This is a genomic window from Streptomyces sp. NPDC058051, assembly GCF_042885475.1.
In the GTDB taxonomy this organism is placed as follows: domain Bacteria; phylum Actinomycetota; class Actinomycetes; order Streptomycetales; family Streptomycetaceae; genus Streptomyces.
In genome coordinates this window covers 189,387-204,263 of record NZ_JBHVRW010000002.1, presented here as the reverse complement: position 1 = coordinate 204,263, position 14,877 = coordinate 189,387, and the positions used below count along the sequence as shown (strand labels likewise).

General features: G+C 71.1%; 13 protein-coding genes. 4 read left to right on the top strand and 9 right to left on the bottom strand.

The window, feature by feature from the left end:
• The first annotated feature begins 473 nt into the window (after positions 1-473).
• Complete coding sequence (locus tag ACFVUT_RS04425; protein ID WP_389647004.1) at positions 474-1,676, top strand: amino acid deaminase/aldolase; 1,203 nt, start codon at positions 474-476, stop codon at positions 1,674-1,676.
• A 2-nt stretch (positions 1,677-1,678) separates the two neighbouring features.
• Here the strand turns inward: ACFVUT_RS04425 and ACFVUT_RS04420 are convergent, their stop codons facing one another.
• The 4 genes from ACFVUT_RS04420 to ACFVUT_RS04405 all read right to left on the bottom strand — a co-directional run bounded on the left by ACFVUT_RS04420 (position 1,679) and on the right by ACFVUT_RS04405 (position 5,496).
• Positions 1,679-1,834: a DUF2510 domain-containing protein gene (locus ACFVUT_RS04420; protein ID WP_389647001.1), complete on the bottom strand. Its 156-nt coding sequence runs from the start codon at positions 1,832-1,834 to the stop codon at positions 1,679-1,681.
• A gap of 109 nt (positions 1,835-1,943) precedes the next feature.
• Positions 1,944-2,735, bottom strand: a complete 792-nt coding sequence (locus tag ACFVUT_RS04415; RefSeq protein ID WP_389646999.1) for a 3-oxoacyl-ACP reductase — start codon at positions 2,733-2,735, stop codon at positions 1,944-1,946.
• A 5-nt stretch (positions 2,736-2,740) separates the two neighbouring features.
• Positions 2,741-4,120, bottom strand: coding sequence for an aldehyde dehydrogenase family protein (locus tag ACFVUT_RS04410; RefSeq protein WP_389646996.1), 1,380 nt, complete (start codon positions 4,118-4,120; stop codon positions 2,741-2,743).
• An 8-nt stretch (positions 4,121-4,128) separates the two neighbouring features.
• Complete coding sequence (locus ACFVUT_RS04405) at positions 4,129-5,496, bottom strand: glutamine synthetase family protein (protein ID WP_389646993.1); 1,368 nt, start codon at positions 5,494-5,496, stop codon at positions 4,129-4,131.
• A 109-nt stretch (positions 5,497-5,605) separates the two neighbouring features.
• On the opposite strand from ACFVUT_RS04405, the gene ACFVUT_RS04400 reads away from it, so the two are divergent.
• Entirely contained in the window at positions 5,606-6,301 is a 696-nt protein-coding gene (locus tag ACFVUT_RS04400; RefSeq protein ID WP_389647709.1) for a FadR/GntR family transcriptional regulator, read from the top strand.
• 247 nt (positions 6,302-6,548) lie between these two features.
• On the top strand, positions 6,549-7,319 hold the full coding sequence (locus ACFVUT_RS04395; RefSeq protein ID WP_389646991.1) for a gamma-glutamyl-gamma-aminobutyrate hydrolase family protein: 771 nt from the start codon (positions 6,549-6,551) through the stop codon (positions 7,317-7,319).
• Positions 7,320-7,445: 126 nt separating this feature from the next.
• On the opposite strand, the gene ACFVUT_RS04390 is transcribed toward ACFVUT_RS04395, so the two are convergent.
• The gene (locus ACFVUT_RS04390; protein WP_389646988.1) at positions 7,446-8,369 is read right to left on the bottom strand and encodes a LysR family transcriptional regulator; all 924 of its coding nucleotides are present in this window, start codon (positions 8,367-8,369) and stop codon (positions 7,446-7,448) included.
• Positions 8,370-8,439: 70 nt separating this feature from the next.
• Here ACFVUT_RS04390 and ACFVUT_RS04385 point away from each other — a divergent pair, with 70 nt between their 5' ends.
• On the top strand, positions 8,440-9,591 hold the full coding sequence (locus ACFVUT_RS04385) for a TDT family transporter (protein ID WP_389646985.1): 1,152 nt from the start codon (positions 8,440-8,442) through the stop codon (positions 9,589-9,591).
• On the opposite strand, the gene ACFVUT_RS04380 is transcribed toward ACFVUT_RS04385, so the two are convergent.
• The 4 genes from ACFVUT_RS04380 to ACFVUT_RS04365 form a co-directional block, all read right to left on the bottom strand.
• Positions 9,530-10,237, bottom strand: a complete 708-nt coding sequence (locus ACFVUT_RS04380; RefSeq protein ID WP_389646982.1) for a helical backbone metal receptor — start codon at positions 10,235-10,237, stop codon at positions 9,530-9,532. The genes ACFVUT_RS04385 and ACFVUT_RS04380 overlap by 62 nt on opposite strands.
• Positions 10,238-10,251: 14 nt before the next feature.
• The gene (locus ACFVUT_RS04375) at positions 10,252-10,797 is read right to left on the bottom strand and encodes a helix-turn-helix domain-containing protein (RefSeq protein ID WP_389646979.1); all 546 of its coding nucleotides are present in this window, start codon (positions 10,795-10,797) and stop codon (positions 10,252-10,254) included.
• Between the two features lie 162 nt (positions 10,798-10,959).
• A complete protein-coding gene (locus tag ACFVUT_RS04370; RefSeq protein WP_389646976.1) occupies positions 10,960-13,593 on the bottom strand; it encodes an ABC transporter permease/substrate binding protein in 2,634 nt (877 codons plus the stop codon).
• Positions 13,586-14,659, bottom strand: coding sequence for a glycine betaine/L-proline ABC transporter ATP-binding protein (locus tag ACFVUT_RS04365; RefSeq protein WP_389646972.1), 1,074 nt, complete (start codon positions 14,657-14,659; stop codon positions 13,586-13,588). Before ACFVUT_RS04365 ends, ACFVUT_RS04370 begins: the two co-directional genes overlap by 8 nt.
• Positions 14,660-14,877 lie beyond the last annotated feature (218 nt).

Genomic DNA, 14,877 nt, shown 5'->3' with positions numbered 1-14,877 from the left:
GGGGCACGGCTCGCAGCCGTGTCGTGGTCTCCACGGGAAGCGCTTCGGGTGCGGGCGCCTGCTGAGGCGTCGCGTCCGGCTGCGGAGGGGAGGCCGGCTCCTGCCGCGGGGGTGGCGGGGGCACCGCTGCCGAGGCGGCCGGTGACTCCGGGCCGGGCACCGGCACCGCGGGCGGCGGAACGGGCTCGCTCGCGGAGGCCGCCGGGAGTGCCTGCGCGGGGTGCGCGGAGGCCGGGGGCGGGGTGGTGGGAGGGGGCGGGACAGGAGCACGCTGCGCCTCGGTACTCATCCGCCCCCCAGGTCCTGTTCCGTACCGCGCGCGGATCGACGTCACAGGCAGGCCCGTTGATGTGCCGCGTGCCCGTCACTCTACGGGGTGGAACGGTCCTGGTGGGAGCGGACCGCCCCGCCCCGGACGATCTGCGCAGATCATCCCCCTACCCAGCGGTACGGCCGTCTGGCAAGCTGCGGCCATGACTGCCCGTGCCGCTGACCGGACCCGTTACAACCGGGCCACCGCCCATCTGGACGCCCCGATCGCCGTCGTCGATCTGGAGGCGTTCGACGCCAATGCCGACGACCTCGTGCGCCGGGCCGCAGGAAAGCCGATCCGGGTCGCGAGCAAGTCGGTTCGCTGCCGGGCCCTGTTGGAGCGGGTGCTCGCGCGGCCGGGGTTCGCCGGGATCATGTCGTTCACCCTGGCCGAGTCGTTGTGGCTGGCACGGGCCGGGTTCGACGACGTGCTGCTGGCCTATCCGTCGGCCGACCGGGCCGCCTTCGCGGAGCTGGCCGCCGATCCGAAGCTGGCCGCCGCCGTGACGGTGATGGTGGACGACCACGCGCAGTTGGAGCTGATCGACGCGGCGCGGGCCGGTGGCCGCGAGGAGATCCGCGTCTGTCTGGAGCTGGACACCTCGTTGCGGTTGTTCGGCAACCGCGTGCGGATCGGCGCTCTGCGTTCTCCGCTGCGCTCTCCCGCCGAACTGGCCGAACTGGCACGTTCGGTGGCGCGCAGGCCCGGCTTCCGGCTGGTGGGTCTGATGGCGTACGAGGGGCACATCGCCGGGGTCGGGGACGCGGTCGCGGGACGGCCGCTGCGCTCCCGGGCGATCCGGCTGATGCAGGCCGCGGGCCGCAGGGAACTGGCCGGCCGACGGGCCGAGGTGGTGCGGGCGGTACGGGCCGTGGCGCCGGACCTGGAGTTCGTCAACGGCGGCGGCACCGGGAGTGTGCAGCACACGGCGGCGGAGCGTGCGGTGACCGAGATCGCGGCCGGGTCGGGGCTCTACGTACCACGGCTGTTCGACAACTACACCTCGTTCACGGCGCGTCCGGCGGCGCTGTTCGCCCAGCCGGTGGTGCGTCGGCCCGGTGTGGGGGTGGTGACGGTCCTCGGGGGCGGCTATCCGGCGTCCGGGGCCGCGGGTGCGGACCGGCTGCCCGTCCCGTACCTGCCGGAGGGGCTGCGCTACGACCCGCAGGAGGGACCGGGCGAGGTGCAGACGCCGCTGCTCGGCGCCCCGGCGGACGATCTGCTGATCGGCGACAAGGTGTGGTTCCGGCACGCGAAGGCCGGTGAACTGTGCGAACGCTTCGACGAGTTGCAGCTGATCGAGGGCGACCGGGTGACGGCCGTCGTGCCGACGTACCGCGGTGAGGGCCGGACGTTCCTCTGAGCTCAGGAAGCGTCGGGGAGCCGCTGGAAGCTGCCCATGTCACCGGCTGGGGCACGGGGGCTGTCGGGCGGATGCGCGCCGTCCGTGCCGTCCCACCACCGTTCGGTGCCCGGTGTCGCGGCGTCCGCGTACCAGCCGGGCGGTGTCGCGTTGGCCATGCCCCCACTCCACGTGCGCTCCCGTAGGGCGGGCGGGGCGCCGGGGTTCCGCCGCCGGGGATCCCGGTAGGTCCTCGGCCGGCGGGCGGTGTCCCGGAGCGGTGGAGTTCTACAGGGGGGTGACGTACGCCCCCGAGATCCCGCCGTCGACGAGGAAATCGGTGGCGTTGACGAACGAGGAGTCGTCGCTCGCGAGGAACGCGACGGCCGCCGCGATCTCCGTGGCTTCGGCGAACCGGCCGACCGGGATGTGCACCAGCCTGCGGGCCGCGCGTTCCGGGTCCTTGGCGAACAGCTCCTGGAGCAGGGGCGTGTTGACCGGCCCTGGGCACAGCGCGTTGACCCGGATGCCCTCTCGGGCGAACTGCACCCCGAGTTCGCGGGACATGGCGAGGACGCCGCCCTTGGACGCGGTGTACGAGATCTGGCTGGTGGCCGCTCCCATGATCGCGACGAAGGACGCGGTGTTGATGATCGAGCCGCGGCCCTGGCGGCGCATGTAGGGCAGGGCCGCCTTGCAGCAGAGGTAGACGGAGGTGAGGTTGACGTCCTGGACGCGCTTCCACGCCTCCAGGCCCGTGGTGAGGATGGAGTCGTCGTCGGGCGGGGAGATTCCGGCGTTGTTGAACGCGATGTCGACGGAGCCGTAGGTGTCGAACGCGGCCTTGAAGAGTGCTTCGACCTGTTCGGGGTCGGTGACGTCGACGCGCACGAAGGTGCCGCCGGTCTCCTCGGCCGCGGCCTTGCCCGCGTTCTCGTCGATGTCCCCGCAGACGACGTTCGCGCCCTCCGACGCCAGGCGGCGTGCGGTGGCGCGACCGATTCCGCTGCCGGCGCCGGTGATGACGGCGGTGCGGCCGACCAGGCGGCGGCAGATGTTCTCGCTGTCCGTGGTGGTCATGTGGCTCAGTCCTCCGTGCTGATGAAGACGTTCTTGGTTTCGGTGCATGCGGCAAGGGCGTCGGGGCCGAGTTCGCGGCCGATTCCGGACTGCTTGTAGCCGCCGAACGGGGTCCAGTAGCGGACGCTGGAATGGGAGTTGACGGAGAGGTTCCCGGCCCGGACGGCCTGCGAGACGCGCAGGGCGCGGCCCACGTCACGGGTCCAGATCGAGCCGGCGAGGCCGTACTCCGTCGCGTTGGCGAGCCGCACGGCGTCGGCCTCGTCCTCGAAGGGAAGAAGGACGGCGACCGGCCCGAAGACCTCTTCGGTGGCGACGGGCGCATCGGGGCGGGCGTCGGTGAGAACGGTCGGCGGGAACCAGAAGCCGGGCCCTTCGGGTGCTGTGCCGGTGAGGGCCCTCGCGCCCTCGGGGACGTAGCCGCGCACCCGTTCGAGCTGTGCCCGGGAGATCAGCGGGCCCATCTGGCTGTTCTCGTCGGACGGGTCGCCCACGACGACGGACGTGATCGCCGGGGCGAGGAGTTCCAGGAAGCGGTCGTACACGGATCGCTGGACCAGGATGCGGGTGCGGGCGCAGCAGTCCTGGCCGGCGTTGTCCAGGAACGCCATCGGCGCGGCAGCCGCGGCGGCCTCGATGTCGGCGTCGGCGAAGACGATGTTGGGGCTCTTGCCGCCGAGTTCCAGGGTGAGCCGCTTCACGCGGTCGGCGCACTTGGCCATGATCTGCTTGCCGACCCGGGTGGAGCCGGTGAAGACGATCTTGGCGACGCCGGGGTGCTCGACCAGGGCGTCGCCGGTGACCTCGCCCGCGCCCGGGAGCACCTGGAGGAGGTGTTCGGGCAGTCCTGCCTCCAGGGCGAGCCCGGCCAGCCGCAGGGCGGTGAGCGGGGTCGTCTCGGCGGGCTTGAGCAGTACGGCGTTGCCGGCGGCGAGTGCGGGTGCGAGGCCCCAGGCGGCGATCGGCATGGGGAAGTTCCACGGCGCGATCACGCCGATGACACCGAGGGGTTCGAGGAGGGTGATGTCGAGTCCGCCGGGGACCGGGATCTGTCGGCCTGTCAGCCGTTCCACTCCCCCGGCGGCGTAGTCGAGCACGTCGCGGACGTTGGCCGCTTCCCAGCGGGCGTTGCCCAGGGTGTGGCCGGCCTCCTGGACCTCCAGGCGGGCCAGTTGTTCGGTTTCACCGTCGACGGCGGCGGCGAAGCGGCGCAGCAGCCGGGCGCGGTCGGCGGGGGCGAGGGCGGCCCAGGTGCGCTGGGCCGCCGCGGCCCGTCCGACCGCCTCGTCCACCTCGGCGACGGTGGTGGACGGGACGGTGGCGAGGAGTTCTTCCGTCGCCGGGTTGAGTACGTGGTGTTCCACCGGGTGGTCGGGCGTGGTCACGAAGTGCCTCACAGGCGTTCGAAGGAACGGCGGAGCTCCCAGTCGGTCACTGCGGCGTCGAAGGCCTCCAGTTCGACGCGGGCCATGTTGCGGTAGTGCGCGACGACGTCGTCGCCGAAGGCCGCCCTGGCGATCTCGCTCCGCTCCCAGAGTTCGGCGGCCTCGCGCAGTGTGGTGGGGACGTGGTCGTAGTCGGCGGCGTAGGCGTTGCTCTCGCAGGGCTCGGGGAGTTCGAGGCCCTTCTCGATGCCGTGGATGCCCGCGGCGACGAGTCCGGCGACGGCGAGGTACGGATTGACGTCGCCGCCGGGCAGCCGGTTCTCGAAGCGCAGCGAGCGGCCGTGGCCGACGACGCGGAGCGCGCAGGTGCGGTTGTCGTGGCCCCAGGCGACGGCGGTCGGGGCGAAGGAGCCCGGCTGGAAGCGCTTGTAGGAGTTGATGTTCGGTGCGTACAGAAGGGAGAAATCGCGCAGGGCGGCCAGTTGCCCGGCGAGGAAGTGGCGCATCACCGGGGACATGCCGCCGTCCTCGTCCGCCATGGCACTGCGCCCGGCGTCGTCGGTGGACCGGAGCGAGAGGTGGATGTGGCAGGAGTTGCCCTCGCGCTCGTTGAACTTGGCCATGAAGGTGAGCGCCACGCCCTCCTGGGACGCGATCTCCTTGGCGCCGGTCTTGTAGACGGCGTGCTGGTCGCAGGTGACCAGGGCCTCGTCGTAGCGGAAGACGATCTCGTGCTGGCCGGGGTTGCATTCGCCTTTCGCTGACTCGACGGTGAGGCCCGCGGCGGCCATTTCGTTGCGGATCCGGCGCAGCAGCGGCTCCACGCGGCCGGTGCCGAGCACGGAGTAGTCGATGTTGTACCGGTTGGCCGGGGTCAGGTCGCGGTAGTTGCGGTCCCAGGCCTGTTCGTAGGTGTCCTTGAAGACGATGAATTCGAGTTCGGTACCGACATGGGCCGTGAAGCCGTGCTCGGCCAGCCTCTCCAGCTGGCGGCCCAGGATCCGGCGGGGTGCGGCGGCGACGGGCGAGCCGTCCTCCTGGGCGAGGTCGGCGAGGACCATGGCCGTGCCCTCGTTCCAGGGCACCCGGCGCAGAGTGGAGAGGTCCGCGTGCATGGCGAAGTCGCCGTAGCCGCGCTCCCAGGAGGACATCTCGAATCCGTCGACGGTGTTCATGTCGGTGTCGACGGCGAGCAGATAATTGCATCCCTCGGTGCCGTGCTCCACGACCTCGTCGAGGAAGAACCGGGCGGCGAACCGCTTGCCCTGCAGCCTTCCCTGCATGTCGGGGAAGGCGAGGACGACGGTGTCGATCTCACCGCTCGCGACGAGGGCGCGCAGCTCCTCGATCGCCAGCGGTGGTGTTCGGTCTGCCACGGGACGTTCCTCCTTCGGTCAGCCGGAAGGCTTAAGGTATGCGAGAGAACCATTAATTGTGAAGGGACGACGGGGCGTGGCCGAGGAAAGCGAGTTCACCGACCGCCTGATGCCCGTACTGCGGCCCGTCCGGGCGGGGAACGGCTTCGAGGAGGCGCTGGAGCAGATCCTCCAGGTGATCAGGCTCGGACTGGTGCCGGGCGGCGGGCGGCTGCCGGCCGAGCGCGAACTGGCCGAGCTGCTGGGGATCAGCCGGGTCACGCTGCGCGAGGTACTGAAGGTCCTTCAGGACCAGGGCCTGGTGGAGAGCAGGCGCGGGCGCTACGGCGGCACGTTCGTGCCGCCCCGCACCGAAAGCCCCGACAAGGGGGCGTTGCGCCGCAAGGTGGAGTCCGTCGACATCGAGGACGTACTGCGTTTCCGCGAGGTGCTGGAGGCCGGGGCAGCCGGGCTGTGCGCCGCGCAGGGGCTGACGGAGGAAGGTGCGGACCGGCTGCGTTCGGCTCTGGCGGCGACTCACGAAGCACCTCTGCCCGACTACCGCAGGCGCGACACACTGTTCCATCTGACCCTGGCGGAACTCTCCGGCTCCGCGTCGCTGACCGCGCAGTACGCGGCCGTCCGCGCCACGGTGAACGACCTGCTGGACTGCATACCGCTGCTCGTGCGGAACCTGGAGCACGCACAGCATCAGCACACGAGTCTCGTCGAGGCGGTTCTCGACGGGGACGCGGAGGCCGCACGCGCGGTGATGCGCGAGCACTGCGCGGGAACGGCGGCGCTGTTGCGCGGATTCCTGACCTGATCATTACCGGCACGGGCATGACCGGCCTGCGGCGTTACCGGCCCGGGCGCTACCGGCCCGGGCGCTACCGGCCCGGGCGCTACCGGCCCGGGCGCTACCGGCCCGGGCACTACCGGCCCGGATACAGAGCCAACGGTTCCGCTTCGGTGACGACTCCCAGGATTCCAAAGGTATCCTCTGACACCATTGATATCATGGAATCGTTCGAGCCCGCCCGCGCAGGCGGCCGATCCGGAGGGACCGCCCCGTGTCCGAACCTCTCATCGGCGTCTCCACCTATCTGGAACCCGTGACCCGCTGGGGTGTCTGGGAGCTGCCCGCCGCCCTCCTCCCGGCCGCCTACCCGCGGATGGTCCAGCGGTCCGGCGGCCTGGCCGTGCTGCTTCCGCCGGACGACCCCGCGCGCGCCGCTGCCGCCGTGTCCCGGCTGGACGGCCTCGTCATCGCGGGCGGCGCCGATGTGGAACCCGGGCTGTACGGCGCGGAGCGCGACTTCCGGACCGGTCCGCCCGCGCCGGAGCGCGATGCCTGGGAGCTCGCCCTGATCCGGGCCGCGCTGGAGTCCGGTACACCGCTGCTCGGTATCTGCCGCGGTATGCAACTGCTCAATGTGGCGCTCGGCGGCACCCTGACCCAGCACGTCGACGGGCACGCCGGCCCGCTGGGCGCGACCGGAGTCCTCGGCGCGCATCCGGTGACCCCCGTACCGGGGACGCTCTTCGCGTCGGTCATGCCCGAGGAGTCGGCCGTCCCCACCTATCACCACCAGTGCGTGCGCCGGCTCGCCCCGGGTCTCGTGGCTTCGGCGCACGCGGCGGACGGCACGGTCGAGGCGGTCGAGCTGCCGGGACCTCAGTGGGTGCTCGGGGTGCAGTGGCATCCGGAGATGGGGGACGACCTCCGGCCGGCGCAGGCCCTGGTGCGGGCGTCGACGGCCCGCCCGGTCCCTGCCCGTACACCGTCCGATGACCTCGCCCCGCCGCGGGCCAATGCGGCCTTCGAGGACTTGCGGCCCTGAACCGGCCGACCGGACGCACCGGCGTGCGGGCCGCGCCCGCACGACTCCCCGCCGGTTCCCCACCCCTGTCCCGGCGGCCCGGGCCCTCTGACGGCTCCCCGGCCGCCCCGGTCCTCCGAACGGGCCCTACACGTCCCGCCCCGTCAGCGACAGCAGATCACGCGCGGGCCCCGTCGGGCGGTGCCCCGAGGGCCACACCGCGCGCAGTTGGCGCCTCAGCCGCACACCCGCGATCGGGATCTTGATCAGGCGCCTGGAGGACAGCTCCTCGCCCAGCGCCAGTTCGCTCAGCACGCACGGTCCCGCCCCGCTCTCCGCCGCGCCCTTCACCGCTGTCGTCGAGGAGAGTTCGAGCAGTGGCTGGGCGAGACCGCCGTGCACGGCCAGGGCCGCGTCCAGGACCTGGCGGGTGCCGGAGCCGTGCTCACGCAGGATCAGCGGGGTCGCGGCCAGTTCCGCCGGGACCAGGGGCGTACGGCGGCGGGCCCACGCATGGGACGGGGCGACCACGACGACCAGGCGGTCGTGGGCGATGACCGTGCCGTCGAGCCCTTCCGGGACGGACAGGCCCTCCACGAATCCGAGGTCGGCCTCACCGGCGAGCAGCCGCCTCGCGACCGCCGCGGAGTTCCCGGCGAGCAGCGAGACCGCGGTGTCCGGCCGTTCGGCGCGCAGCGCTATCAGCCAGCCCGGCAGCAGGTACTCGGCGATGGTCATGGACGCGGCGACCCGCAGCCGGGAGTCCCGCCTGTCCCGCAGCGCCTGCGCGCCGGCGTCGAACGACTCGGCCGCCTCCACGATCCTGCGCGCCCAGTCGGTGACGAGCGCGCCGGCGGCGGTGAGCCGGGAGCCGCGGGGCGAACGGTCCAGCAGGGCCAGGCCGAGCTGCCGCTCCATCGACCGGATGCGGCTGCTGGCCGCCGGCTGGGTGACCCCGATGTCCCGTGCCGCGCGCCCCAGGCTGCCGTGCCGGGCGACGGCGAGCAGCAGTTCCAGCGCACCGAGGTCGGGAACCCGGTGGGAGAGGGGAACGTGCACTTCATCGGCCATAAATCCACCTTATGACCCCATAGACACGCGGTCCCTGGTGGGTCGGCGACCGCGCCGCAAAAATCGTGGCATGGCCATCTTTCCGTTGACGCAGCAGTCCCCAGCCCCGTTCCCGGTCCCTGTGCGGCTGCCCCGTCTGCGGCACATCGGCCCCAACTGGTACGCGACCGTCATGGGCACCGCGATCGTCGCGAGCGCGGGTGCGGCGCTGCCCGTGCACGTCCCGGGACTGCGGGGAGCCTGCGCGGCGGTGTGGGCGGTCGCGACGGTCATGCTCGCCGCGGTGCTCACGGCCCGTGCCGGGCACTGGATCGCCCATCGCGACCAGGCCCGCGCCCATCTGCTCGACCCGGCGGTCGCCCCGTTCTACGGCTGCCTCTCCATGGCTCTGCTCGCGGTCGGCGGTTCGTCGATGGCGGTCGGCCGGGACGTCGTCGGGCAGCGCGCCGCGCTCGCCCTGGACGTGGTGCTGTACACGGCGGGCACCGGGGTCGGTCTCGTCTGCGCGGTAGCGATTCCGTACCTGATGGTCGTGCGCCACCGGATCGAGCCCGGCACCGCGTCGCCGGTGTGGCTGCTGCCGGTGGTGGCCCCGATGGTCTCCGCGGCGCTGGGCCCGCAGCTGGTGCCGGAGCTGCCGGCCGGACAGGGGCGCGAAGCGCTGCTGCTGGCCTGCTACGCGATGTTCGGCCTGAGTCTGCTGGCCACGCTGGTGATGCTGCCGCTGGTCTTCGCCCGGCTCGTCCACCAGGGCCCGCTGCCGCTCGCGCTGACGCCCACGCTGTTCCTCGTCCTCGGTCCCCTGGGCCAGTCGACGACGGCGGTCAACCAGCTCGCCGATGTGGCGCCGGGCGCGATCGGGGCACCGTACGCCTCGGCCCTGGGCGTGTTCGCCGTGCTGTACGGGGTGCCGGTGATGGGTTTCGCACTGCTGTGGCTGGCACTGGCCGCCGCCCTGGTGGTGCGGGCCGTACGGAACGGCATGACCTTCGGCATGACGTGGTGGGGCTTCACCTTCCCGGTCGGTACGTGTGTCACGGGCGCCGCGGGTCTGGCCCGGCACACCGGTCTCACCGCGTACACCTGGCTCGCCGTCGCGCTGTACGCGCTGCTGGTGACGGCCTGGGCCGTGACCGGGCTCCGGACGCTGCGCGGGCTGCTCAGCGGAGTGCTGCTCGCAGCGCCGCAGGGGCCCCGGCCAGTGACGGCCCGTACCACGTGAGGAACCGCCCGTCCACGAGGGCGGCGGGCAGTGCGGGAAACGCCTCGGGCCCGTCGTCCGCGGTGAAGCGGTACGGCTCGTCGGGCAGGACGACCAGATCGGCGCCCGCCGCGTTGAGGGCGCCGAGCGGGATCCGGGGGTAGCGCTCGGCGTGGTCCGCGTAGACGTTGTCGACACCGAGCCTGGCCAGCAGATCCCCGGCGAAGGTGTCGCGGCCCAGCACCGTCCAGGGCCGGCGCCAGACGGGCACGACCGCCCGGCGCGGGGCGCGGGGCGGCGGGAGCGCGGCCCAGGCGGCCTCGGCCTCGTCCAGCCAGCGCGGCCTGGCCTCGCCGCAGGCGGTGGCCAGCACCCGTTCCAGTTCCTCGAAGGCCTGGTCGAGGGTGCGGATCTCGGTGACGAGCACCTCGATCCCGGCGGCCCGGAGCGCCGCGAGGTCGGGTGCGCGGTTCTCCTCCTCGTTGGCGACGACGAGATCGGGCCGGAGCGCGACGACCGCCGCCACGTCGGGATTCTTGGTGCCGCCGATCCGGGCGGCGGCCAGTCCGGCCGGATGCGTGCACCAGTCGGTGACGCCGACCAGCAGGCCGGGAGCGGTGACGGCCACGGCCTCGGTGAGCGAGGGGACGAGGGAGACGACTCGCACGGCGGGAACCCCTCTCAGCGACGCGGGTCGAACGTGGCGTCGATGTGCTCGGCGACCGCGACGACGAGCAGCCGCGTGCCGGGCAGCGTGGCCCGCCAGCGGTGCCGCACCCCGCCGGAGAGGAACAGCGTGTCGCCCTGCTCCAGCCGGTACGCCCGCCCCTCGGCCTCCACCTCCGCGGCGCCGAGCACCACGTACATCACCTCGTCGTTGCGGTGCTGGAACTCGCGGCCGAGGTCGAGTTCACCGGTGAACTCCAGGGCGCTGAGCTGATGGCGTCCGCGCACCACTCTGCGCGCTCCCTCGCCCTCGCCCGCGCGTACGACATCGACGCTGCGCGCCGAGTCCGCGGCGGCGCGCAGCCGTGCCGTGGTGGTCTCCAGGGCTTCGGCGACCCGGTCCAGGGAACGCGGGCTGGGCCGGGCCCGCTCGTTCTCGATCTGGCTGAGGAACGGCACGGACAGACCGCTGCGGCTGGCGACCGCGGCCAGTGTGAGCCCCAGGGATCTGCGCCGTCGGCGGACCGCGGCGCCCACGCGGAGTGCTTCCTTGTCGTCCATGTCCGGCTCCCTCCCGACACGTCATCCTTCCGGCTGCCGGCACATTACGCACACGGTTACGCAAGGTCGGCCGGCCGATGAACGTGTTCCGGACAGCCGGAAGGGGCGGGCCCGCCGACGGCGGCGCCCACCCCTTCCTCTGCGAAAGCCCTGTTCAGAGCCCTACTGTGGAGCCATCTTGTCCACGATGCCCGGGTTTGTCTCCATCCAGGCTCGCACAGCCTCTTCCTCGTGTCCCGTGCCGCGCTTCTGGATCTGGTTCTCCAGGCCGGCGAGCTGGTCCTCGCTCAGCTTGAAATCCTTGAACCACTTCGTCAGCTGCGGGTACTGCTTCGGGAAGTCCTTGCTGGCGATGGTGTGCAGCCGGTCACCGTCACCGAAGGCCTTCTCGGGATCCTGCAGCTTGGTCATGTCGAACTCGCTGTACGCCCAGTGCGGAGTCCACAGCACGACCGCGATGGGCTCCTTCTTGGCGTACGCGCGCTTCAGCTCGGCGAGCATGCCGGGCGTCGAGGAGTCGACGACCTTGTACTCCTTGTCCAGGCCGTACGTCGGCAGCACGTTCTTCTTGAGGTTCTCCATCGTGGCGGTGCCCGGCTCGATACCGACGATCCGGCCCTTGAACTGCGAGGACTTGCCCTTCAGGTCGGCGAGGGTCTTGACGTCCTTCACGTACGAGGGCACCGCGACCTCGATCGACGTCGGGCCGTACCACGAACCGATGTCGGTCAGCTGCGAACCGTACTTGTTCCAGTAGTTCTTCTGGGTGTACGGCAGCCAGCCGTCGAACTGCACATCGATCTGGCCTCGGGACATCGCGGTGTACATCGGACCGACCTCGAACTGCTTGAGGTTGATCTTGTAGCCGCGCTCCTCCAGGACCGCCTTCCACAGGTACGTGGCGGCGATGTCCTCCTCCCAGGGGAACCAGGCCATCTCGACGGTCCGGTCGCGCTCGTCCTTGCCGTTCGCGCTCTTGGACACCTGGTCCTTGGCGACGGGGGTCCACTTGTCCGCGACGCCCGGGTTGGCCTTCAGCCAGGTGCGGACGGCCTCCTGCTCCTTGCCCGAGCCGGCCTTCTGGATCTCCGCCTCAAGGCTGGTGAGCTGGTCCTCGGTCATCGAGAAGTTCTTGAGCCAGGTGCCGACCTCGGGGTTGTCGGCCGAGAAGCCCTTGCGGGCCAGGGTGTGGATGCCGTCGCCCTTGCCCCAGAGGTTCTTGGGGTCCTTGAGCTTGGTCAGTTCGAACTGGTTGTACGCCCAGTGCGGCGACCAGAGCGGGACGACGATCGGTTCCTTCTTGGCGTACGCGCGCTTCAGCTCGGCCAGCATCGACGGCGTCGAGCCGTCGACGACCTTGTACTCCTTGTCCAGGCCGTAGCCGGGCAGGATCTTGTCCTTGAGCAGGCCCATCTCACCGGCGCTCGGCTCGATACCGACGATCCGGCCCTTGAACTGCGAGGACTTGCCCTTGAGGTCGTCCAGCGACTGGACGTCCTTCACGTACGACGGGACGGCCAGCTCCAGCGAGGTGGGGCCGAACCAGGAGCCCATGTCCTCCAGGCGGTCCTGGTACTTCTTCCAGTAGCTGGCGTGGGTGACCGGCAGCCAGGAGTCGGTCTCGAAGTCGATCTGGCCGTTGGCCATGCCGGTGTAGAGCGCACCGGCCTCGTACTGCTTGACGTCGACCTGGAAGCCGCGCTGCTCCAGCATCTCCTTCCACAGGAAGGTGGAGGCGATGCCCTCGTCCCACGGGATGTAGCCCATGCTGATCTTCTTGCCGGCGCCGATGTCCGTGGCGTCGGACGCGGTGGCCTTGTCCGACGGGGAGGAGCCGAAGAGACCCATGCCGCCCGCGGCGAGCGCGAGGACGACGACGCCGACGACCGCGACGACGGGCTGCGGGCGGTGGTTCCAGATCTTCAGTCCGCCGGCCAGCGCCTGCGCCTTGGCCAGCGCGCGGCGGGCGAGCGGGGAGACCTCGCGGCCGAGCGCGCTGGTCATCCGGTCCAGGTACATCGCCACGATGACGATGGAGATGCCCGCCTCGAAGCCGAGGCCGACGTCGACGTTGCCGATGGCGCGGTAGACGGCGCCGCCGAGGCCGCCGCCACCGACCATGCCGGCGATGACCACCATGGACAGGCCCAGCATGATCACCTGGTTGATGCCCGCCATGATCGTGGGCAGCGCGAGGGGCAGTTGCACCCTGAGCAGCGTGTTGCGCCGGGTGGTGCCGAACGCCTCGGCCGCCTCGACGAGCTCGCCGTCGACCTGGCGGATGCCGAGCTCGGTCATCCGGACGCCCGGGGGCAGCGAGAAGATGATGGTGGCGATGATGCCGGGGACCACGCCGACGCCGAAGAAGATGACGCCGGGGATCAGATAGACCATGGCGGGCATGGTCTGCATGAAGTCGAGGACCGGCCGGGTCACCGCGCTGACGGTCCGGGAGCGGGACGCCCAGATGCCCAGCGGTACGGACAGCACCAGCGCGATGATGGTGGCGACGAGCACCAGGGTGACGGTGTCCATCGCTTCGTCCCACAGCTCGACGGAGTCGATGAGGGCGAAGCCGACGAAGGCGAGCAGGCCCGCGAACAGGCCGCGCAGCCACCAGGCGATGACGGCGACGATGCCCGCGAAGAGCAGGGGTGCGGGGGCGGAGAGCACGGCGGCTATGCCGTCGAACATGCCGCTGACGATCGAGCTGATCGCGTCGAACAGCCAGGACAGGTGGGTCTGGAGCCAGTCGACCGCGGAGTCGACCCAGTCGCCGAGATGAAGCCTAAACATTGGCCACCTTCTTCGGACCGGCCGCTGCGGGGCTGACGTCCTGCGGGGGCTCGACGGGCCTCATCGGCTCTCCGAGAACGGCGAGCAGCCGGGCGCGCGGTACGACACCGACGAGCTTGCCCTTGGCGTCGGTCACGGCGACCGCGACTCCGCTCTGCGAACAGGGCGTGAAGAGCTCGATGATCGGCGTGGACTCGGTGACGGTGGCCGGGGCGGCGTCGATGACGTCGTCGGCGGTCCGCAGTTCCCTGCCGTCGTCCGTCCTGGTGCCCATGACGGTGTGCGGCTCGGCCATGATGGCGCCCGCGGTCAGGACCCGGGTGCGGTCGACGTCCTGGGTGAAGGAGGCGACGTAGTCGTTGGCCGGGGTGACGAGGATGTCCTCGGCGGTGCCGAGCTGGACGATCCGCCCGTCACGCATCACGGCGATGCGGTCGCCGAGGCGCATGGCCTCGTTGAGGTCGTGGGTGATGAAGACGATGGTCTTCTTCAGGCGCTTCTGCAGTTCGAGCAGCTGGTCCTGCATGTCCCGGCGGATCAGCGGGTCGAGTGCGCTGAAGGACTCGTCCATCAGCAGCAGGTCGGCGTCGGTGGCCAGGGCGCGTGCCAGGCCGACGCGCTGCTGCATGCCGCCGGACAGCTCGTCGGGCCAGGACTTCTCCCAGCCGGCGAGTCCGGTCAGCTCCAGCGCCTCCGCGGCACGCTTCTCGCGCTCGGCGCGCGGCACACCCTGCACTTCGAGACCGTACCCGGCGTTCTCCAGCACGCTTCGGTGAGGGAAGAGCGCGAAGTGCTGGAACACCATGCTGATCTTGGAGGACCTGACGTGGCGCAGTTCCGCGGGGCTCAGGGCGGTCAGGTCCTGGTCGTCGAACAGCACGCGGCCGGCTGTGGGCTCCAGAAGTCCGTTGAGCATGCGCAACAGGGTGGACTTTCCGGACCCGGACAGACCCATCACGACGAAGATCTGGCCCGGTTCGACGGTGAACGAGGCGTCGATCACCGCTGCGGTCGTTCCGTCGGCGCGCAGTTCGTCGCGGTCGATGCCGCCTTCGAGCTTCTGCACGGCTTGATCGGGTCGTCTGCCAAACACTTTGTACAAGTGGTCAGCTTGCAGCCTTGACACATACACCTCGCGGATTGAACCGAAAAACGGTCTGCCACCCCCTCCGGCAGACCGTGGAGCAGCACGGATTCGGTCCGTATGACACGCGTCTCGGTGCAAACCGCAACGTGTTCCGCTCCGGCTGCGCGCCTGCCCGGGCTCGAACAAGCCAAACACAA